The sequence below is a fragment of the Streptomyces sp. NPDC023481 genome (genome assembly GCF_055560195.1).
In genome coordinates this window covers 17,338-39,466 of record NZ_JBVHJE010000026.1, presented here as the reverse complement: position 1 = coordinate 39,466, position 22,129 = coordinate 17,338, and the positions used below count along the sequence as shown (strand labels likewise).

The 22,129-nt window shown below is 74.6% G+C and carries 10 protein-coding genes and 1 pseudogene; 1 reads left to right on the top strand and 10 read right to left on the bottom strand.

Annotation, left to right across the window (positions count from 1 at the left end):
• The first annotated feature begins 202 nt into the window (after positions 1–202).
• Positions 203–1,864: a bifunctional 3-(3-hydroxy-phenyl)propionate/3-hydroxycinnamic acid hydroxylase MhpA gene (gene mhpA / locus ACZ3ZD_RS35025; protein WP_467406775.1), complete on the top strand. Its 1,662-nt coding sequence runs from the start codon at positions 203–205 to the stop codon at positions 1,862–1,864.
• Positions 1,865–1,970: 106 nt separating this feature from the next.
• On the opposite strand, the gene ACZ3ZD_RS35020 is transcribed toward mhpA, so the two are convergent.
• The 10 genes and pseudogenes from ACZ3ZD_RS35020 to ACZ3ZD_RS34975 form a co-directional block, all read right to left on the bottom strand.
• A complete protein-coding gene (locus tag ACZ3ZD_RS35020; protein WP_467406773.1) occupies positions 1,971–2,861 on the bottom strand; it encodes an ROK family protein in 891 nt (296 codons plus the stop codon).
• 2 nt (positions 2,862–2,863) lie between these two features.
• Entirely contained in the window at positions 2,864–3,559 is a 696-nt protein-coding gene (locus ACZ3ZD_RS35015; RefSeq protein ID WP_467406769.1) for an HAD-IA family hydrolase, read from the bottom strand.
• A 7-nt stretch (positions 3,560–3,566) separates the two neighbouring features.
• The gene (locus ACZ3ZD_RS35010) at positions 3,567–4,661 is read right to left on the bottom strand and encodes a Gfo/Idh/MocA family protein (protein WP_467406768.1); all 1,095 of its coding nucleotides are present in this window, start codon (positions 4,659–4,661) and stop codon (positions 3,567–3,569) included.
• The gene (rifK, locus tag ACZ3ZD_RS35005; RefSeq protein WP_467406766.1) at positions 4,658–5,818 is read right to left on the bottom strand and encodes a 3-amino-5-hydroxybenzoate synthase; all 1,161 of its coding nucleotides are present in this window, start codon (positions 5,816–5,818) and stop codon (positions 4,658–4,660) included. Before rifK ends, ACZ3ZD_RS35010 begins: the two co-directional genes overlap by 4 nt.
• Before the next feature lie 165 nt (positions 5,819–5,983).
• Positions 5,984–6,802, bottom strand: a complete 819-nt coding sequence (locus ACZ3ZD_RS35000; RefSeq protein ID WP_467406764.1) for a shikimate dehydrogenase family protein — start codon at positions 6,800–6,802, stop codon at positions 5,984–5,986.
• The gene (locus tag ACZ3ZD_RS34995) at positions 6,799–8,217 is read right to left on the bottom strand and encodes a 3-deoxy-7-phosphoheptulonate synthase (RefSeq protein ID WP_467406760.1); all 1,419 of its coding nucleotides are present in this window, start codon (positions 8,215–8,217) and stop codon (positions 6,799–6,801) included. The genes ACZ3ZD_RS35000 and ACZ3ZD_RS34995 overlap by 4 nt, the downstream gene beginning before the upstream one ends.
• Positions 8,214–9,290 (bottom strand): 3-dehydroquinate synthase family protein, encoded by a 1,077-nt coding sequence (locus tag ACZ3ZD_RS34990; protein WP_467406758.1) that lies wholly within the window; start codon positions 9,288–9,290, stop codon positions 8,214–8,216. Before ACZ3ZD_RS34990 ends, ACZ3ZD_RS34995 begins: the two co-directional genes overlap by 4 nt.
• 115 nt (positions 9,291–9,405) lie before the next feature.
• Positions 9,406–10,749, bottom strand: a complete 1,344-nt coding sequence (locus tag ACZ3ZD_RS34985) for an NAD(P)/FAD-dependent oxidoreductase (RefSeq protein WP_467406754.1) — start codon at positions 10,747–10,749, stop codon at positions 9,406–9,408.
• A 56-nt stretch (positions 10,750–10,805) separates the two neighbouring features.
• On the bottom strand, positions 10,806–11,603 hold the full coding sequence (locus ACZ3ZD_RS34980) for an arylamine N-acetyltransferase (RefSeq protein WP_467406750.1): 798 nt from the start codon (positions 11,601–11,603) through the stop codon (positions 10,806–10,808).
• 43 nt (positions 11,604–11,646) lie between these two features.
• Positions 11,647–22,083, bottom strand: a pseudogene (locus ACZ3ZD_RS34975) (type I polyketide synthase); the annotation flags it as partial.
• Between the last annotated feature and the right edge of the window lie 46 nt (positions 22,084–22,129).

Below are 22,129 nucleotides of genomic sequence, written 5' to 3'. Positions count from 1 at the left end.
GGCTCGCTTTCACGTCGGGGACGAACGGGGATCAGCGTCTGGTACGGGACTTCGGCAGAGTAGGCCGCGCCGGAGCGGGGCCGGTATCCCCCAACCTGATAGCCCGCGTGCGGATCCCGGCCACGGTCGGCCGCCGGGCCGTACGCTCACCACGAGTCGCCCGAGCAGGGCCCGCCGGCCGGGCCGCACCGAGGGGGTTTCCATGTCCGTTGTGCCCACCGACGACCCGATGACGTCCGCCGGTTCGCCGCGGCCGGGGCCGGGGGCGGACGTACTCGTCGTCGGGTACGGGCCGGCCGGCTCGGTGCTGTCCGTGCTGCTGGCGCAGCGCGGCTGGCGGGTGACCGTGCTCGAACGCCGGCGGCGGCCGTACACGCTGCCCCGGGCGACGAGTTTCGACGGGGAGACCGCCCGGCTGCTGGCCGGTACCGGCATCGCCGGGGAGCTGGGCCGGATCACCGAGCCGGGCACCGGCTACCAGTGGCGTACGGCGGACGGCGGGACGCTGCTGGACATCGAGTTCACCACCGAGGGGCCGTACGGCTGGCCCGACGCCAACACCATGCACCAGCCGGCGCTGGAGGAGGTCCTCGCCGCCCGCGCCGCGCGGCTGCCCGGCATCACGGTGCTGCGGGACCGCCGGGTCGTGGACGTCGCCGACGGGCCGGACGGGGTGACGGTGACCGCCGAGGACGACGCGGGGACGGCGGAGGCGTTCACGGCGCGCTGGGTCGTCGGCTGCGACGGCGCCAACAGCTTCGTGAGGGACCGGATGGGCGTGTCCGTCACCGACCTCGGGTTCTCCTACGAGTGGCTGCTGTGCGACGTGGAGTTGCGCGAGCCGCGCGCGTTCGTGCCGACCAATGTGCAGCTGTGCGATCCGGCGCGGCCGACCACGCTGGTCGGGAGCGGGCCGGGGCACCGGCGCTGGGAGTTCATGCGGCTGCCGGGTGAGCGGGCGGCCGACCTGAACCGGGAGGAGACCGCGTGGCGGCTGCTGGCGCCGTTCGGTGTCACCCCGGACACCGCGCGGCTGCTGCGCAGCACCACGTACATCTTCCAGGCGCGGTGGGCCGACGAGTGGCGGGCGGGCCATGTGCTGCTGGCCGGGGACGCGGCCCATCTGATGCCGCCGTTCGCCGGGCAGGGCATGTGCTCGGGCATCCGGGACGTGACCGGCCTGGCGTGGCGGCTGGACCTGGTGCTGCGCGGGACCGCGCCCGAGTCCCTGCTGGACGGCTACACCGAGGAGCGCAGGGCGCAGGTCCGCGAGTCGATCCTGTCGTCGGTCCAGCTGGGGCGGCTGATCTGTGTGACGGACGCGGCGGCCGCGGCGGAACGGGACGCGACGGTGCTGGCGAACCGGCGCGGGCGGGGGCCGGGCCGACCGGATCCGGCGCGGCCGGTCACCTGCGGCCTGCTGCACCGCCCGACGGGTGCCGGCACGGACACCCGGGTGCCGCCGGCGGGCGAGGTCCTGCCGCACGGCCGGCTGCTCGGGCCGTCCGGGGCGCCGCTGGAGGACCCGGTGGGCCGCGGATTCGTCCTGTACACCACGTCCGGAACGGAGCCGGCCCTCAGCCCGGACCGGCTGGCCTTCATGCGGGAGGTGGGCGCGGGGGTGGTCCGCCTGTGGCCGGCGGGCACGTCGTACGACGGTACGGCCGACGCGGTGGACGCGGTGGACGCCGACGGGGTGCTGCGCGCCTACCTCGACCGCTACGGCGCGACCGCCCTGCTGGTACGCCCCGACTACCACGTCTTCGGCACAGCGGCCGACCCGGCCGGCCTGAACGCCCTGGTGGACGACCTGCGCACCCAGCTGACCGCCCCGGCACCGGTGAACGCGGGCCGCGCGGGCTGAGGGAGACGGGGCCTACGCGCCGAACGGGTCCGCCGGATGTGCCGGGCAGCGGTGGGCGCGGCGGGGGCGGGGGCGTCGGGAGGCGCGAGCGGGGGTTCGGTCGGGGTTACAGCCGGCGGGCCAGGAGTACCGCGCCCCTCAGGGATGACAGGCCTCCCAGGTGGGCCGGGGTCAGGGCGGGGGTGGGGTGGCCTGGGCGGGACAGTGCGGCCAGGTGGGTGGTGGTGGCTTCCAGGAGGGCCGGGATCTTCTCGGCGAAGCCGCCGCCCAGGACGGCGCGTTCGGGGTGGAGGAGCTCGCCGACGCCGGTGATGGCCGTGGCGAGGGCGCGGGCCGTGCGGTCCAGTGCGGCGACGGCCCAGGGCTGCCGGCCGCCCAGGCCGTGGCGGAGTGCGTCGAAGGTGACCGGGGTGCCCCGCAGGGCGGTGGCGTGGGCCAGGGTGGCCGGGCCGGACGCGGTCGCCTGGAGGCAGCCGCGGCGGCCGCAGACGCACTCGGGGCCGTCCCGGTCGACGACGAGGTGGCCGATCTCGAAGGAACCACGGGCGGGGCCCGGGCACAGGGCACCGTTCAGCACGAGTCCGCCGCCGATCCCGGTGCCGACGCCGACGTAGAGGAGGTCCGGGCAGTGTGCCGCGTCCGCCTCGGCGAGGGCGCCGAGGTCGCCGTCGTCGGCCCAGGCGACCCGCGCCCCGGGGAACAGGGCGCGCAGGGCGGGGCCCAGGGCGAGCCCGGTCCAGGCGGGGCGGCTGGGCCAGGCGGTGATCCGTTCGTCGGGGCCGACGGTGGCAGGCATGGCCACGCCGACGGCTCCGACGTCCGCAGTACCGGGGAACTCCGCCAGGTGCGCGGCGAGTCGGGCCAGGTCGCGGTCGGCGTCCCGGTGCGGGCCCCAGGTGAAGGCGGACTCCGTGGTGCGGCCGTCGGCCCGCTCCGCGCGGAAGGCGACCTTGGTGCCGCCGACATCGATGCCCAGGTAGGCCGGCGCGGCGGGCACGCTCAGTCGCCCGGCACGGCGGGGCACAGGGCGAGCAGGTCGCCGGGGCGGCGCAGCACCGCGTCGGGTCCGGCGGCGAGCAGTTCCTCCTCGTCGGGGCCGACCCACAGCGCGGCGGCCGAGGCGATGCCGGCGCCCTGGGCGCTGGCCAGGTCGGTGGGGGCGTCGCCGACCATGAGGGCCTGCTCGGGCGGCACGTCCAGCAGTTCCAGCGCGCGGCGCACGATGTCCGGGGCGGGCTTGGGCCGGGCCACCTCGTCGGAGCCGATGACGTGCTCGAAGAACGGCAGCAGGCCGAGCCCGTCGAGCAGTGAGCGGGCGCGGTCGCCGGCCTTGCCGGTGGCCACGGCCAGCCTCAGGCCGCGCACCCGGAGGGTCAGCAGCAGTTCGAGGACGCCGTCGAAGACCTCCACGCGGTGGGCGAGCCGGTAGCTCTCGCGGACGAAGGGTTCCTCCATCTCCAGCGGCAGCCCCATGATCCGCATGATGTCGGGGAAGTAGCGGCCCTGGTGGCGCACGTACTCCTCGAACGGGGCGGGGCCGTCGCCGACGACCTCCGCGTAGGCGACCGCGAAGGCCTCCCGCATGACCGCGAAGCTGTCGACGATCACCCCGTCCAGGTCGAAGACGACCGCCCGCAGGGGCGTCGTCAGGAGGCCGGCCGGGGTGGGGGGCCGGTCGGTCGAGTGGACTGTCATGGGGTCCTCATCTGCTGGTGGTCTGCTGGTACACGGGCTCGTGCGGCCCGTCGCGGCCGGCCCGGGCGGAGGCGTAGAGCCGCTCCATGAGCCGTACGGTGGTCCGCGCCTCGGCGACGGCCCGGCCCCGGCCGGCGGGGTCGGCGAGGAGGGCCGGTACGCCGTCCAGCTGGCGGCCGTACTCCGCGCCGACGGGTTCGGCGGGTACCGGCACCCGGCGGGTGGTGCCCTCCCGGGTGAGGGTCAGCACGGGCTCGGGCTGCCGGTTGGGGCTGAAGCCGAAGGTGCAGCGCAGTTCGGCGGTGCCGGTGCTGCCCTCGATGCGGATCAGGGAGAGGTCCGTCGCCTCGTGCGAGGCCCAACTGACCCGCAGGGAGACGGAGATGCCGTCCTCGCGGAGCAGGAATCCGCGGGCGGTGTCCTCGACGTCGCCGGTGAGGGCGGCGGCCGGCTGCTCGCGGCGCCAAGCGGCCGACCACGCACCGGCGTTGAGGAAGTCGTCCGAGACGGCGCCGACGGCCTGGCGGACCGGGGAGGGCCCGAGCAGCGCGGTCAGGGTGTCCAGGAGGTGCCAGCCGAGGTCGACCAAGGCGCCGCCGCCGGCCTCGCTGCGCCGGGTGAACCAGCCACCCGCCCGCGGTACTCCGCGGGCCCGCACCCAGGCCAGGTCGACATGCCGTATCCGTCCCAACTCGGGGAGCAAGGCCGCGAGTTCGCGGACGTCGGCACGGTGCCGGGCGGCGCTGCCGGCCAGCAGCAGGCCGCCGGTCCGTTCGACCGCGGCCAGGACGTCGGCTTCGTCGCTGGACAGGCACACCGGTTTCTCCAGGAACACGGACACGCCCCGGCCGAGCAGGCCGGCGGCGACGGTGGTGTGCAGGTGGTTGGGTACGGCGACGACGGCGAGGTCCACCGACCGGGCGTCGAGGGCGTCCGGCGTGGCGTGGGCGGGGGCGCCCGTCGCCGCGCCGACGGCGGCCCGCGCAGCCGGGTCGGGGTCGACCACGGCGACCAGGTCGAAGGCCGGGTGGGACCGCAGGCGGGGCAGCCACAGCTCCCGCCCCGCCCAGCCGAGCCCCACCACGGCGGCCCGCACGCTCATACGGCGGCCACTGCGTCCGCGATGATCTCGGCCGTCAGCTCCAGGTCCCGTTCGGCGGCGAGGAGCACCCGGTGGTGCAGCCAGACGCAGTCGGCGCTGATGGCCTCGGTGTTCGGGCAGCGCTCGGCGATCTGCTCCAGGGTCTCGTCGGGGGCGCCGACCTCCCAGAAGGCGTTGGTGCGGTATACGGCGCGGAACCCGGCGAAGGCGGGCAGCCCGGCCGCGACCAGCCGGTCGACGAGGGCGTTGCGGTCGTCCTCGGCGATGCCGGGCAGCCGGAACATCGCCATGTAGTGGGTGTTCTGGTCGGCGCGGACGTCACCGCCCTGCGGTACGACCCCGTCGACGGCGTCGAGCAGCCGGGACAGCAGCGCCCACCGCCGGTCGCGCAGGGCGGTCTGGGCGGGCAGGCGGCGCAGCTGGGCGCGCAGCACGGCGGCGGAGAACTCGCCCAGCCGCATGTTGGTGCCGGAGACCTGGTGCAGGTAGTGCCGGTCGGTGCGGGGCCGGCCGCAGCTGTGCCGCAGGAACGCCGACTCGTACAGGTCGCTGTCGGGGAACAGGACGGCGCCGCCCTCGCCGGCGGTCATCAGTTTGCCGTTCTGGAAGGAGAACGCGGCGACGGTGCCGAGTTCGCCGACCCGTTTGCCCTGCCAGCGGGCGCCCTGGGCGTGGGCCGCGTCCTGGAGGATCGGGACGCCGGTGTCGGCGGAGAGCTTGCCGAGGGCGTCCATGTCGGCCATCAGACCGGCCATGTGCACGGGCATGATCGCCCGGGTGCGCGGGGTGACGGCGGCGGCCGTCGCGGTGACGTCGATGTTGTAGGTGTCCGGGTCGACGTCGACGGGGACGGCGACCGCGCCGATGCGCTGGGCGGCCTGGGAGGAGGAGATGAAGGTGAAGGCCGGCACGATCACCTCGGTGCCCGGGCCGACGCCCATGACCTGGAGGGCGAGTTCGAGGGCGTGGGTGCCGTTGGTGACGGCGAGGGCGTGCGGGGCGCCGTGGAAGTCGGCGAACTCGCTTTCGAAGGAGTCGACTTCCTCCCCGCCCATGCGCCACCACTGGCCCTGTTCCAGGGCCCGGATCAGTCCGGTCCGCTCGGCGTCGTCGTACTGCGGCCACGTGGGGAATTCCGGTGCCGGTCGCGCGTTCATGGTTCTCCAAATCTCCGTCGGGAACGGGCTGGGCGGGAGTGAGCGGGCGAGGCGAGGGGGCGACAGAGCCGGTCCGGACGGTGCGCAGTGCTGGCCGTCCTCAGACTAGGACGCGGTGTGCCGGGCCTGACATCCCTCGGTCTGGTAGTCGCCGGTGGCGGCAGGTCAGGGCGTGCGCAGTCCGAAGAACGCGCGGTAGGAGTCGAGTTGACCGGTGAGCATGTGGTGTCCGTGGTGCACGGCGAGTCCGTGGGCGGCGGCCTCGCGCAGCAGCCGGGTGTCGCGGGGTTTCATGATGATGTCGGCGACGACCGCGCCGGGCGGCAGCGTGTGCGGGGCGAAGGGCAGCGGGTCGTCGGGGCGCAGGCCGAGCGGGGTGGCGTTGACGGCGATGTCGCTGTCGGCCAGGGGTGGTTCGGCGGCGGCGCGGACCCGGCCGGGCCAGTGGGCGGCGAGCCGGCCGACGAGCGTGGTCAGCTTGGGGGTGTCGGGGTCGGTGACGGTCAGATGGTCCACGCCGGCGTCGAGCAGGGCCGCCGCGATGGCGCTGCCGGCGCCGCCCGCGCCGGCCAGGGCCACGCGGGCGCCCTTGGGCTGGTGTCCGGCCTGGGCGAGGCCGGACACGAAGCCGGAGCCGTCGAAGTTCTCGGCTAGCCAGGTGCCGTCGTCTTCGCGGCGCAGCGCGTTGGCGCTGCCGGTGATCTCGACGGTGGGACTGCGCCGGTCGGCGAGCCGGGCGGCGGTCGTCTTGTGCGGGACGGTGACGAACAGGCCGTCGAGGTTGCCGATGTGTTGCAGGCCCCGGACGACCGTCTCCAGGTCGGCGGGGCGGACGTGCACGGGGACGAGCACGGCGTCGATGCCGAGGCGGGCGAAGAGCGGGTTGAGCAGTCCGGGCGACTGGACCTGGGCGACCGGGTCGCCGAGGACGGCGTAGAGCCGGGTGGTTCCGCTGACCAGGGTCTGCCGGGGGGTGTCGGTCATCGTCGTGCCTCCGTGCCGGGCGCCGCCCCGGTCGCGTACAACTCGGCGACCGCGAAGGCGAGTTCCATGGACTGTTCGGCGTTGAGCCGGGGGTCGCAGGCGGTGCGGTAGCGGGTGGGCAGGTCCTCCTCGGTGAGGCCGCGGGCCCCGCCGGTGCACTCGGTGACGTCCTCGCCGGTCGCCTCCAGGTGCAGGCCGCCGGGGTGGGTGCCGAGCGCCCGGTGCACCTCCAGGAAGCCGGTGATCTCGGCGAGGATGTGGTCGTAGCACCGTGTCTTGTAACCGGTGGCGGTGGTGCGGGAGTTGCCGTGCATGGGGTCGCACTGCCAGATCACCTGGCGGCCGGAGGCGGTGACCTTCTCCACGATCGGCGGGAGCACCTCGCGGACCCGGTCGTGGCCCATCCGGCTGATCAGGGTGAGCCGGCCGGGCACGCCGTGCGGGTCGAGGCGGCGTACGTACTCCACGGCCTGTTCCGGGGTGGTGCCGGGGCCGATCTTCACGCCGATGGGGTTGGCCAGGAGTTCGGCGAAGGCGATGTGCGCGCCGTCGGGGTGCCGGGTGCGCTCGCCGATCCACAGGAAGTGGGCGAGGCCGCTGGACAGCCGGGGTTCGGGGCCGTCGGTGTCGATCCACAGCTGGGTGCGTTCGTAGTCGAGGAGCAGGGCCTCGTGGCTGGTCCAGATCTCGCCGAGCCGTGGGGCGGGGGCGCCGATACCGGTCATGAAGCGCAGCCCGCGGCCGATCTCCGCGGCCCGTGCCGTGTGCGGGCGGCCGCCGGGCGCGGTGCTGACGAAGTGCCGGTTCTCCTCGTGCAGGGCGTGCGCGTCGGCGAGGTCGCCGCGGGAGAGCCGTCGTACGACGGTCATCGCCTCGCCTGCGTGGGCGTGGGCCCGGGCCATGCGTTCGGGGTCGGGGGTGCGGGCGGCCGCGGTCGCCTCGGCGGAGTTGATGATGTCGCCCCGGTAGACGGGCAGTCCGTCGGCGCCGACGGCGGCGGAGCGGGGCTTGGCGTACTGTCCGGCGGCGCGGGCCACGGTGACCACGGGCAGGCCGGCACCGTGGGTGAGGACCAGCGCCATCCGCCGGAGCAGGCCGAGGTTGGCCCGCAGGTGGGGCCCGGTGGTCTCGGCGAAGGTTTCCGCGCAGTCGCCGGACTGGAGCAGCAGGGCTTCGCCGCGGGCGACGGCGCCGAGCCGGTCGAGCAGCCGCCGGGTCTCGGCGGGTGTGACGAGGGGGTCGCCGGCGGTGAGCCGGCGGACCACGACCCGGGCCCGGTCCGGGTCCGGCCAGCCGGGTTGTTGCGCGGCGGGCCTGGCCAGGGCCGCTTCGAGCCGGTCGGCGAGGTGGTGCTCGACCGTCCGCCGCCGGATCCGCCCGGGGGTGTCGGGCGGCCACCGTGGGGAGTACGTCATGTCACCGCCGCCTCCGTTCCCGCGACGCCGGCGGGGGCGCCGGCGACGAGCCCGCCGAGGGGGGCGCGCTCCATCCGGGCGAGGGCGTCGGCCACGGCCTGTTCGGGCACGTCGGCGACGAGTTCGGCGCCGGCCGGGCCGTCCAGGACGAAGGTGAGGCCGGAGCGGGCCTTCTTGTCCCGGCGCATCAGCGCCAGCAGGGTGCCGGGGTCGGTGTCGTCGGGCAGGGCGGTGGGCAGGCCGTAGGAGGCGACCACGGCCCGGTGTTCGCTCACCCGTGCGGGCGGGATGCGGCCGAGGGTGCCGGCGAGGAGGCCCGCGAAGACGGTGCCGATGGCGACGCCCTCGCCGTGCCGGAGGGCGAAGTCGGTCGCCGTCTCCAGGGCGTGGCCGAGGGTGTGGCCGTAGTTGAGCAGGTGCCGTGGCCCGGTGTCGCGTTCGTCGGCGGAGACGATGCCCGCCTTGAGCGTCACACTTGCCGCGATCTGTTCGGCGAGGGGCAGTCCGTGCAGGCCGGGGGCGCCGATGAAGTGGCAGCGGGCGATCTCCCCGAGGCCGTTGCGCAGTTCGCGGGGCGGCAGGGTGGTCAGGTAGTCGGTGTCGCAGAGCACGGCGGCGGGCTGCCAGTAGGCGCCGACCAGGTTCTTGCCCTCGGGCAGGTTGACGGCGGTCTTGCCGCCGACGCTGGCGTCGACCTGGGCGAGCAGGGTGGTCGGCAGGTGGACGACGGGCACCCCGCGGTGGTAGAGCGCGGCGGCGAGGCCGACGACGTCCGTGGTGGTGCCGCCGCCGACGGAGACGACGGCGTCGGAGCGGGTCAGCCCGAACCGCACGAACGCGGCGCACAGGGCCTCGACCGTGGCGAGGTTCTTGTCGGGCTCGCCGTCCCGGGCGGGCAGCAGCAGCGTTTCCACGCCGGTGTCGGGCACCCACGCGTCGGGGCGGGCCGAGACCACGGCGACGCGCCGGGCGCCGATGCGGCCGATGATCCCGGGCAGGGCGGAGCGGACCCCGGGGCCGATGAGCACGTCGTAGGACCGGTCGCCGCAGCGCACCGGGACTTGTCTGGTCACTTCCGTTTCACCTTGTTCGGTAGCGCGCGGACTCGGTCGGTCGCCCGGGGCCCGGCCCGCGGTGGCACACCGCGGCCGGACCTGGGCGGGCGGGGCCCCGGAGGGGCCGTCGGGGCTACTGGCCGGCGGTCACCCGGCGGACCCGGGACTCGGCGCGCTCCTTGCGGTCCTGCTCGTCCAGGTGCGGGTAGGACGGGCAGCCGAAGACCCGCTGGAACGGTTCGAAGGTGTCCCATTCGGTGCGCCGGCGCATCTCCTGGGCGACGGCGTTGTGCTCGCTCCAGAAGTCGCCGCCGATCAGCCGGATCAGGTAGCGCTCCAGTGTGTCGCGGTCGGTGGTGCGGCCGGCGTCGGCGGCGACCGCGACCAGTTCACCGTCGTAGAAGGCGTGGATGAGCCGGATGTAGGTGTCGTAGCCGGTCTTGAAGAAGTTCTCGTACTCGGCGATGAGCCGGTCGGCGTCCTCGGGGTTCTTCAGGGCCCGGCTCAGGTTCTCGGCGGCGCGGACCGCGGTGGCCGAGGCGACGAGCACGCCGCCGGAGAACATGGGGTCGCCGAAGCAGCCGGCGTCACCGACCATCACCCAGCCGGGGCCGGTGACGGTGTCGGTGTGGTAGCAGTAGTCGGTCTCGACCTTCAGGTCCATGATCGGCCGGGTGCCGGTCAGCCGGGTGGTGATCCGGGGGACCCGGGCGAGGTGCTCCTCGAAGACCTTCTCGGGGGTGGAGGCGCGGAAGACGTCGCGGGGCATGACGGTGCCGACGCTGATGACGTCCTTGGACAGCGGGATCGCCCAGACCCAGCCGTCGGCGTGCGCGCCGACCTGGATGTCGCCTTCCACACCCAGGTTGTGCTGCTCGTCCAGGCCGTCGTAGTGGCGGAACACCGCGACCATGCGGAGCTTCTCCAGGGTCTTGCGCAGCCCGAACCTGTGGGCGATGCGCCCGGCTCGCCCGCTGGCGTCGACCACGTACTGCGCGCGGACCTCGTGCTCCTCGCCGTCCTTGGTGTAGCGGACGCCGACCATGCGGTCGCCCTCCATCAGCAGGTCGCCGACGGTGGCGCCGTAGTGCACCTCGGCGCCGACCTTGCCGGCCTCCTCGACGAGCATGCGGTCGAACCTGGCGCGCTGGACCTGGAAGGCCCGGTCGTAGCGGCCCTCGCCCTGCTTGGCGAAGTCGGCGCGGAAGACGCCGGAGAAGAACTTGGTCTCGGTGGGGTCGATGAACTCGCCGCCGAACTTGGGGACGTATCCCCCGCTCTCCACGGCCTCCCGGATGCCGATCCGGTCGAACAGGCCCATCATGTACGGCAGCAGGGACTCGCCGATGTGGAAGCGCGGGTTCTCCTCGCGTTCCAGGAGGACCACGGAGTGCCCTTCCCTGGCCAGGGTGTAGGCGCTCACCGCGCCGGACGGTCCCCCACCGATGATGACGACGTCGGCCGCTGTGTTGCCCATGGAATGTCCTTCCGGTCGTGTGCTGGTGGCGTTGGTCGGGTTGGTCCGCCGCCCGGTCATGCGAGGTCGGCGGGGTCGAGGTCGCCGGTGAGGATGGCGCCGACGAGCCTTCGGTGTTCGGTGTCGTCCACGACGGTGCGGACGCGTTCGCGGCCGTCGCGGACGACCAGGTACCGGCGGCCCTTGAGCACGGCCTGGCCGTTGTGGAAGGTCCGGCCGCACAGGGTGCCCTGGCCGTCGTCGTCGGCGGCGTCCGCGTGGTGGGCGCGGGCCCGGTCCTCCAGGTCCTTCCAGTCGTGCCACTGGCGGGCCTGGAGCCGGAAGGTGTAGACGGTGCCCCAGCGGGTGACGCGTCCGCGCCGCTGAACGGCGATCACCCCGTCGTCGCCGCGGACGAGCCGGTACTGGCAGCCGTACTGGGTCTGCACCTCGTCGCCGACGTGCAGGGGTTCGAGGTACGACGGTCCCGGGTAGCCGACGTCGACCAGCCACTCCTCGCCGTCGAGGACGGCCCGGATGAACATGTGCTCGATCTCGGTGCCGAAGTTCTCCCGGCCCTCGGCGGTGCTCGCCGCCAACAGGGAGACGTCGTAGCCCAGTTCGGTCAGCAGACGGAAGAAGAGCCGGTTCAGCTGGAAGCAGGTGCCGCCCAGGCCCTCCATGATCCCGGTGCGGAACACCTCGTCCTCGTCGATGTCCACGAGGTGCACGCCGTCGGCGAAGCCCTGCCCGGCGACGTTGTACGGCAGGCTCATCAGGTGCTGTTTGTGCAGGGTGCGCAGGGTGTCGAGGTCGGGCCTCGGTCGTCCTTCCGGCCGGCCGATGCGGCGGAGGTAGGCATCCACGTCGAACATGCGGCGATTACTCCCTTCGGGGTCGGTGCGGTGCGTGGACGCCTCAGACGGACAGGGCCACGGGCCCGGGCGCGTCCTCGCCGTACAGGCGCTCGGTCAGGTGGGCGACGATCAGGGCGGGCGTCGGATGGTCGAAGACGAGGCCCGCGCCGAGCTTGGTGCCGGTCAACTCGCCCAGCCGGTTGCGTAGTTCGAGGGCGGTCAGCGAGTCGAAGCCGATCTCGAACAGGCCCTGGCCGGCGTCGACCTGGTGGCCGCCGGGGTAGCCGAGGACGACGGCGATCTGGGTGCGCACCAGCTCCAGCAGGGCCTCGGCCCGCTCCCCGGCCGGCAGCCCGGCGAGGCGTTCGGCGAGCCGGCGCCGCTCGTCCCCGGTGACGGCGGCCCGCGCCGACTGCCGCCCCGCGCGGACCAGTCCGCGCAGCAGCGGCGGCACGGTGGCTCCGGCGCTCGCGTCGGCGCGCAGCCCGCGCAGGTCGACCTTGGCCGGCACCAGCAGGGTCCGTTCGCTGTCCAGTGCCGCGTCGAACAGGCGCATGCCTTCCTCGGGGGTGAGGGCGAGGACGCCACCGCGGCGGCTGAGCCGGCTCCGGGTGAGGTCGTCGGTGCGGGCCGCCATGCCGGTGGTCTGCTCCCACAGCCCCCAGGCGAGCGACCGCGCGGGGAACCCGGCCGCCCGGCGCCCCGCCATCAGCCCGTCCATGCAGGCGTTCGCGGCACCGTAACTCCCGGTACCCGCACCGAGAAAGATCCCGGAGACGGACGAGTAGACGACGAACGCGTCCAGATCGGGCACGAGTTCCCGGGTCAGCTCGTCCAGATGCTCGACGGCGCTCACCTTGGGCGCGAACACCCGCTCCAGCCGCTCGGGTTCGATCTCACCGACCACGCCCGCGTCGAAGACACCGGCCGCGTGGACGACGGCGGTCAACCGGGGCCCGCTCCCCGCGAGGCCGGAGAGCAGCGCGGCCACCGCGTCCCGGTCCGTCACGTCACAGGCCGGTACGGCGACCGACTCGGCACCCAACGCCTCCAACTCGGCCACCAACTCCCGCGCCCCGTCCGCCGCCGGACCGCTACGGCTGGCCAGGACCAGGTGCCGGATGCCGTGCCGGACCACCAGATGCCGGGCCAGCAGACCGGCCAGCGAACCGGTACCACCGGTGATCAGCACCCTGCCCTCCGGGTCCAGCACCGGCTCCCCCGACCCGGCCGCCGCACGGGCCAGACGCGGCACGAGGAGAGCCGAGCCGCGCACGGCCAGCTGCGGTTCACCGGTGGCCAGGACCGCGCCGAGCAACGAGCCGAGATCGGCCGGTTCGTCGTCCGTGTCGAGCAGGACGAGCTGGTCCGGGTTCTCGGCCTGCGCGGCGCGGAGCAGCCCCCAGACGGCCGCGCCACCGGGATCGGTGACCGCCTGGTCACCGCCGGCGGGCACCGCGCCCCGGGTCACCACGACCAGCCGGCTGTCCTCCAGGCCGCCGCCGGCGAGCCAGGTCTGGACGACCTCCAGGGTGCGCTCGGTCAGGGCCGGCGGGGTGTCGTCCGGCCCTGCGGTCCGGGCCTCCAGGACGACGGCGCGGGGCAGTTCGGCGCCCTCCGGGGTGTCCTCGGCGAGGGTCGCCACCTCTTCCGCGGTGGCCAGCCGATGCCACGACGGTGTCCCCGGGTCCGCGGGCCGGGGCAGCGGGACCCAGTCGACGCCGAAGAGCATGCCGGAGCCGCCCGCGGTGCGCAGTTGCTCGGGGGCGACCGGGCGGAACACCAGGGAGTCCGCGCTCAGGACGGGGCTGCCGGTCTCGTCGGCGGCCTCCAGGGCGAGCGCGTCCGGGGCGGGCCGGGTGACCCGGATCCGCAGGGCCGCGGCCCCGGAGGCGTGCAGGGTGAGCCCGTTCCAGGCGAAGGGCAGCATGGTGCGGTGCTCGCCGCCGCCGAGGAACGCCTTGGTGTGCAGGGCGGCGTCGAGCAGCGCCGGGTGGAGTCCGAACTCCGTCGCTGCCGCGTGCTGTTGCTCGGGCAGGGCGATCTCGGCGAAGAGTTCCTCTCCGCGCTGCCACACCGCGCGCAGGCCGCGGAAGACGGGGCCGTAACGGTAGTCGTGGTCGCGGAGTCCGGCGTAGAAGTCCTCCGGGGTCACCTCGACGCGTTCGGCGCCGGGCGGCGGCCAGGTGGTGAGGTCGGGGTGGGCGGCGGGCCGGGTGCGGGGGGCCGGGGTGAGGACGCCGGTGGCGTGCCGGGTCCAGCCGTCGGCGCCGGTCGCGCCGTCGGGCGCGGAGTGGATGCCGACGGTGCGGGCGCCCTGGTCGTCGGGGCCGCCGACGGCGACCTGGACGCGTACGCCGCCTTGCGCGGGCAGGATCAGCGGGGCCTCGATGACGAGTTCGTCCAGGGTGGCGCAGCCGGCCTCGTCGCCGGCGCGTACGGCGAGTTCCACCAGGCCGGTGCCGGGCAGCAGGACGACGTCGCCCACGGCGTGGTCGGCGAGCCAGGGGTGGGTGCGCAGCGACAGCCGGGCGGTGCACAGCACGCCCCCGGTGTCGGGCACCTCGACCACCGCGCCGATGAGCGGGTGGTCGGCGCCGGCCAGGCCCAGCGAGGCGGCGTCGCCCGCGGCGGCGGGGGCGGGCAGCCAGTAGTGCTGGTGGTCGAAGGCGTAGGTGGGCAGCTCCACGGGGCGTGCGGTGGCCGGCAGGACGCCCGTCCAGTCCACGGGGACGCCGTTCACGAACAGCGCGGCCAAGGACGCCAGCAGCCGCCCGGTGCCGCCGTCGTCGCGGCGCAGGGTGCCGGTCACCAGCACGTCGGCGCCGTCGGCGGTCTCGCTGACCGCCGGGGTCAGCACCGGGTGGGCGCCGACCTCCACGAACACGGTGTGCCCGCTCTCCAGCAGGCCGGCGACGACGGGCTGGAACCGCACCTGCCGGCGCATGTTCCGGTACCAGTAGTCGGCGTCCAGGGTGCCGGCCTCGGTGACGCGTTCGCCGGTGACGGTGGAGTGGAAGGGGATGACGGGGGCCTGGCCGCGGACGTCCCCGAACGCCTTGGCGAGGGGTTCGCGCACCGCCTCCACGTGCGGGGTGTGCGAGGCGAAGTCGACCGCGATCCGCCGGGCCCGCACGCCCCGGGCCGTCAGCGTCCCGACGATGTCGTCCAGGACGTCGGCGTCCCCGGCCACCACGACCGAGGAGGGGCCGTTGACCGCGGACACCCGCACGCGGCCGGCCCAGGGTGCGACGGCGGCGGCCGCCTCGGCCTCCGGCAGGGACACGGCGATCATGCCGCCGTGTCCGGACAGCCGCTCGGCGATCACCTGAGAGCGCAGTGCCACGAGCCGGGCCGCCTCGTCCAGCGGCAGGGCCCCGGCGACGCAGGCCGCGGCGATCTCCCCCTGCGAGTGGCCCACCACCGCGTCCGGTACGACCCCGGCCGCCGCCCACACGGCCGCGAGGGCGACCATCACGGCGAAGGCCGCCGGCTGCCCGACGTCGGCGCGCCGCAGCAGGTCGTCCGGCGCCTCGCCGCGCAGCACGTCCTCCAGGTTCCAGTCCACCCAGGGTTCCAGGGCCCGGGCGCACTCGGTGATCCGCTCGGCGAACACCGGTGAGGATGCGAGGAGTTCGCGGCCCATGCCGGCCCACTGGCTGCCCTGGCCGGGGAAGACGAAGACGATTTTGCCGGCGCCGGCCGGGGTGGGGCTTCCGGTCACCACGGCGGGGCTGCTCTCGCCGCGGGCCAGGGCGCCCAGTCCGGCCAGGGCCTCGGCACGGGTGCCGGCCACGACGACGGCGCGCTCCGGCAGGACGGCCCGCCGGGTCACCAGGGCCGCCGCGACATCGGCGGCCGCGGCCGCGGTGGAGTCGAGGAACGCGGCGAGCCGCGCGGCCTGCCCGGCGAGCGCCGTGGTGCCGCGAGCCGACACGACCAGTGGCACGGCACCGGCCGATTCCACCGGCTCCGGGGCGGCCGGCGTTGCCGGCTCCCCGGTGGCCTCCTCCAGGATGACGTGCGCGTTGGTGCCGCTCAGCCCGAACGAGGACACGGCGGCCCGGCGCGGCCGCCCCGGGTCGGCCCACGGCCGGGCCTCGGTGAGCAGGCGCACCGCCCCGGCCGACCAGTCGACCTGGGAGGAGGGCGCGTCCACGTGCAGGGTGGCGGGCATCTCGCGGTGCCGCAGCGCCTGTACGGCCTTGATGACGCCGGCGACTCCGGCGGCGGCCTGCGCGTGCCCGATGTTCGACTTCAACGAGCCGAGCCACAGGGGCTGTTCCGGATCCCGTTCCCGGCCGTAGGTCGCCAGCAGGGCCTGTGCCTCGATCGGGTCGCCGAGGACGGTGCCCGTGCCGTGGCCCTCGACCAGGTCCACGTCCGCCGGGGTCAGCCCGGCGTTCGCCAGCGCCTTGCGGATCACCCGCTGCTGCGAGGGCCCGTTGGGGGCGGTGAGACCGTTGGAGGCGCCGTCCTGGTTCACGGCGCTGCCCCGGAGCACCGCGAGCACGGGGTGCCCCCTGCGCCGCGCCTCCGACAGCCGCTCCAGTACGACCACTCCGGCGCCCTCGGCCCAGCCGGTGCCGTCGGCGGCGTCGGCGTAGGACTTGCAGCGCCCGTCCGTGGCGAGCGCCCGCTGCCGGGAGAACTCCATGAACATCCCGGGCCCGGCCATCACCGTGGAGCCGCCGGCGAGGGCCAGGGAGCACTCGCCGCCCCGCAGGGCCTGCGCGGCCAGGTGCAGGGCGACCAGCGAGGAGGAGCAGGCGGTGTCGACGGTCACGGCCGGGCCCTCGAAGCCGAACACGTACGACACCCGGCCGGAGGCCACGCTCGCCCCGGCGCCCGTCAGTGCGAACCCGCCGACGTCCTCCGGCACGTCACCGCCGGAGTAGTAGTCGACGCCCATGATGCCGCTGAACACGCCGACGTCGGTGCCCTTCAGGGACAGCGGGTCGATGCCGGCCCGCTCCAGCGCCTCCCAGGACGTCTCCAGCAGCAGCCGCTGCTGCGGGTCCATCGCCATCGCCTCACGCGGGGAGATCCCGAAGAACAGCGGGTCGAACAGCGGTGCCTCGTGCAGGAAGCCGCCCTGGCCGACATAGGAGGTGCCGGCGTGTTCGGGGTCGGCGTCGTAGACCGCGTCGAGGTCCCAGCCGCGGTCGGTGGGGAACCCGGTGACGCCGTCGCGGCCCTCACGGACCAGGCGCCACAGGTCCTCGGGTCCGGCGACCCCGCCGGGCAGCCGGCAGGCCATGCCGACCACGGCGACCGGCTCGTCCGGGTCCCGGACCACGGCCCGCGGGGCGGACGCGGCCGGGGTGACACCCTGGAACTCCTCGTGCAGGTGCCGGGCGAGGGCGAGCGGGGTCGGGTAGTCGAACACGGCGGTGGCGGGCAGGTTGAGCCCGGTGGCCTCGCGCAGCCGGTTGCGCAGTTCCACGGAGGTGAGCGAGTCGAACCCGGCGTCCTTGAACGCCGTCTCGGCCCTGACCCGCTCCGGCCCGGCGTGCCCGAGGACGCCCGCGACATGGGTGCGGACGAGGTCCAGCAGCAGGGCCTCCTGCTCGGCGTCCGCCAGCCCGGCCAGCCGTCCGGCCAGCCCGTCCCGGCCCTCGCCTCCGGCCCCGAGCGCGGCACGCCGGCCCGCACGGACCAGGCCGCGCAGCAGCGGCGGCACGGTGGCTCCGGCGCTCGCGTCGGCGCGCAGCCCGCGCAGGTCCAGTTTCACCGGCACCAGCAGGGTCCGGTCGCTGCCCAGCGCCGCGTCGAACAGCTCCATGCCCTCCTCGGGCCCGAGCGCCAGCACGCCACCCCGGCGGCTCATCCGGCTGCGGGACAGGTCGTCCAGGCCGGCGCCCATGCCGGTGGTCTGCTCCCACAGGCCCCAGGCGAGCGACCGCGCCGGGAACCCGGCCGCCCGGCGCCGCGCCATCAGCCCGTCCATGCAGGCGTTCGCGGCACCGTAACTCCCGGTACCCGCACCGAGAAAGATCCCGGAGACGGACGAGTAGACGACGAACGCGTCCAGACCGGGGACGAGTTCCCGGGTCAGCTCGTCCAGATGCTCGACGGCGCTCACCTTGGGCGCGAACACCCGCTCCAGCCGCTCGGGTTCGATCTCACCGACCACGCCCGCATCGAAGACACCGGCCGCGTGGACGACGGCGGTCAACCGGGGCCCGCTCCCCGCGAGGCCGGTGAGCAGCGCGGCCACCGCGTCCCGGTCCGTCACGTCACAGGCCGGTACGGCGACCGACTCGGCACCCAACGCCTCCAACTCGGCCACCAACTCCCGCGCCCCGCCGGCCGCCGGACCGCTACGGCTGACCAGGACCAAGTGCCGGATGCCGTGCCGGACCACCAGATGCCTGGCCAGCAGACCGGCCAGCGAACCGGTACCACCGGTGATCAGCACCCGACCCTCCGGGTCCAGCACCGGCTCCCCCGACCCGGCCGCCGCACGGGCCAGACGCGGCACGAGGAGAGCCGGACCCCGGAGGGCGACCTGCGGCTCGTTGGTCGCCAGTGCCGGACCGATACCGGCCTCGTCGGTGTCGGTGTCGGTGTCGACGAGGGTGATGCGGTCGGGATTCTCCGCCTGTGCGGCACGTACGAGACCCCAGACGGCCGCACCACCGGGGTCGGTGACCGCCTGGTCACCGCCGGCGGGCACCGCGCCCCGGGTCACCACGACCACCCGCCCGTCCCCGGCGGATTCGTCCGCCAGCCATGCCCGCACGGCCGCCAGCACCCGCGCCACCAACGCCACGGGCGTCTCACCGGCGCCGCTGCGGGCCTCGACCACCGTCGCCGCCGGCACGTCACCGGCGGCGGCCACGGGCGGCAGCTCGTTCCACTCCACCTGGAACAGCGCGTCGGTGCCGGGCGCGCCCGCCGCCGCTTCGAGCTGTTCGCCGGAGACCGCCCGCGAGACCAACGAGTGCAGCGTCAGCACCGGTTCACCGGCGTCGTCCACCGCTTCGAGCGACAGCGTGTCCGGGTCGGGCCGCAGCAGCCGCACCCGGATGGACGTGGCCCCGGAGGCGTGCAGCGTGAGCCCGTTCCAGGCGAACGGCAGCCGTACGACCGCCTCCTCGTCCGCCACGGCACCGTCGCCGACCCCGGCGGCCGCGTCCAGGATGCTCGCGTGCAGCGCGGCGTCGAGCAGCGCCGGGTGGATACCGAACCCGGCGGCGTTCTCCCGCTGCTCCTGCGGCACGGCGACCTCGGCGAACAGTTCGCCGTCGCGCCGCCACACCTTCCGCACGCACTGGAACGCCGGGCCGTACCCGTATCCCGCGCGCGTCAGCTTCTCGTAGCCACCGGAGATGTCGACCTGCCGGGCGCCGGGTGGGGGCCAGGCGGTGAAGTCGCCGGTGCCGCCGGTCGCCAGGGCCGTCGGGGTGAGGGTGCCGGTGGCGTGCCGGGTCCAGGCGTCGGGGCCGCTCTCCGTGCCGACGTCCTGGCGCGTGGAGTACACCTCCACGGCACGGGCACCGGTCTCGTCCGGCCCGCCGACGGCGACCTGGACCCGTACGGCACCTTGCTCCGGGACGACCAACGGCGCCTCGATGACGAGTTCGTCCAGCACTCCGCAGCCGACCTCGTCCCCGGCCCGTACGGCCAGCTCCACCAGCCCGGTACCGGGCACCAGCACCACTCCCCCGATGGCGTGGTCCGCCAGCCAGGGATGCGTGCGCAGGGACAGCCGGGAGGTGAACACCAGCCCGTCCGACTGCGGCAGTTGCACCACCGCCCCCAACAGCGGGTGATCCGCCGCGCCCTGGCCCAGGGCGGTGGCGTCCAGGAGGGGTCGGGGGGCCGGGAGCCAGTAGTGCTGGTGGTCGAAGGCGTACGTGGGGAGCTCCACGTGAGGTCCGGTGGCACCCTCGGGGAGGAACGCCGCCCAGTTCACCTTGGTGCCGCGTACGAAGAGGTGGGCTACGGCCGAGAGGAGCGTCTGAGCTTCGGGCCGGTCGTCGCGCAGGGCGGGCACGCAGGCCGCGTCCAGCGTTTCCGTGATGGCACCGGTCAGGGCGCCGCCGGGGCCGAGTTCCAGGAAGACCGCCCCGCCGGACGCGGCGATCCCCTCGGCGAACCGGACCGGGCGACGGACGTGGTCCACCCAGTAGGACGGGTCCGTCAACTGGCCCGGTTCCGCGAGCCGGCCGGACACGTTCGACACCACCGGGATCGACGGCTCGTTCCACGTCAGACCGTCCAACGCCTCGGCGAACTCCGCCAGCATCGGCTCCATCAGCGCCGAGTGGAAGGCATGGGACACCGTGAGCCGCTTGACACGACGGCCCTCCTCGCGCAGCCTCTCCGCTACGGCGAGTACCGCCGTCTCGTCACCGGACAGCACAACCGCACCCGGTGCGTTCACCGCCGCCAAGTCCACACCATCGACGAGGTGTTCGGCGATCTCCGCCTCGGTCGCGGCTACGGCGACCATCGCACCGCCCGCCGGCAGGGCCTGCATCAGCCGTCCCCGCGCGGCCACCAGTGCCGCCGCGTCCTCCAGCGACAGCACCCCGGCCACATGAGCCGCGACCACCTCGCCTATGGAATGCCCGGCCACCACGTCCGGTCGTACACCCCAGGACTCCACCAGCCGGAACAACGCCGACTCCACCGCGAACAGACCGGCCTGCGTGAACACCGTCTGATCCAGCAAGCCCGCGTTGCCGAAGATCACATCCTTTACCGGAAGTTCCGCCCCGAGATGACCGTCCAGCGCGGCGCATGCCTCATCGAGTGCCCGCGCGAACACCGGATACCGGTCGTACAACTCCCGCCCCATACCGACCCGCTGGGACCCCTGCCCCGGAAACACGAACACCGTCTTCCCGCCGGTGTCCGCACCCGTGACCACCACCGGCGACGACTCACCCGCAGCCAACGCCTCCAGCCCGGCCACCGCCTCCTCACGGGACCCGGCGACGACCACCGCACGCTCCGACAACACCGCCCGCCGGGACACCAGCGCCCCCGCGACGGCCGCCAGCGGTGCATCGGAGTCGTCGGCCAGGAGTTTCGCCAGGCGCTCCGCCTGTCCGGCGAGGGCAGCCTCGTTCCGCGCCGAGACCACGACCGGTACGGGGCCTTCGGCGGGCGCCACGGGCTCGGTGGCGGGCTCCTCCGGCGCCTCCTCCAGGATGATGTGGGCGTTGGTGCCGCTGACGCCGAAGCCGGAGACGCCCACGCGGCGCGGCCGGTCCGGTCGCGGCCATTCGCGGGCCTCGGTGAGCAGTCGTACGGCGCCCGTGTCCCAGTCGACGCGCGGGGACGGTTCGTCGACGTGCAGGGTGGCCGGGAGGACGCCGTGCCGCATGGCCTGGATCATCTTGATGACACCGGCGACGCCGGCGGCGGCCTGGGTGTGTCCGATGTTGGACTTCAACGAGCCGAGCCACAGCGGTCGTTCGCGGTCCTGGCCGTAGGTGGCGAGAAGGGCCTGGGCCTCGATCGGGTCGCCGAGGACCGTGCCCGTGCCGTGGCCCTCCACCGCGTCCACGTCGGCGGGGGTGAGGCCGGCGGCGGCCAGGGCCTTGCGGATCACGCGTTGCTGGGAGGGGCCGTTGGGGGCGGTGAGGCCGTTGGAGGCGCCGTCCTGGTTGACCGCGCTGCCCCGGACGACGGCCAGCACCCGGTGGCCCTTGCGCCGGGCCTCCGACAGCCGTTCCAGTACGACCACTCCCGCGCCCTCGGCCCAGCCCGTGCCGTCGGCGGCCGACGAGTAGGCCTTGCAGCGGCCGTCGGCGGCCAGACCCCGCTGCCGGGAGAAGTCGATGAACAGGCCAGGTGTGGCCATGACGGTGGCGCCGCCGGCCAGGGCCATCGTGCACTCGCCGCGCCGCAGCGCCTGCACGGCGAGGTGGATGGCGACCAGGGAGGAGGAGCAGGCGGTGTCGAGGGTGACGGCGGGGCCCTCGAAGCCGAAGACGTACGAGATCCGGCCCGAGGCCACGCTGGACGCGGCGCCGGTGCCGGTGAAGCCCTCCAGTTCGGGCGGGACACTGCCACCGGCGAAGTAGTCGACGCCCATGATGCCGTTGAACACCCCGACGTCGGTGCCCTTCAGGGAGAGCGGGTCGATGCCGGCCCTTTCCAGGGCCTCCCAGGACGTCTCCAGCAGCAGCCGCTGCTGCGGGTCCATGGCCAGTGCCTCGCGCGGCGAGATCCCGAAGAACTCGGCGTCGAACCTGCCGGCGCCGTGCAGGAAGCCGCCCTGGTCGACGTAGGAGGTGCCGGTCTTCTCGGGGTCGGTGTCCAGCAGGGTGTCGAGGTCCCAGCCGCGGTCGGCCGGGAATCCGGACACTCCGTCACGGCCCTCGGCGACCAACTCCCACAGGTCCTCGGGTGTGTCGACACCGCCCGGGAGCCGGCAGGCCATGCCGACGATCGCGATCGGTTCGCGTGAGGCGGCCAGCAGCTGCTGGTTCCGCTTCTTCAGCGTGCCGACCTCTTCCAGCGACTTCCGCAGCGCCTCGACAAGCTTCTCGTAGGAAGCACTCACTGTCCCTGCCCCAATCTGT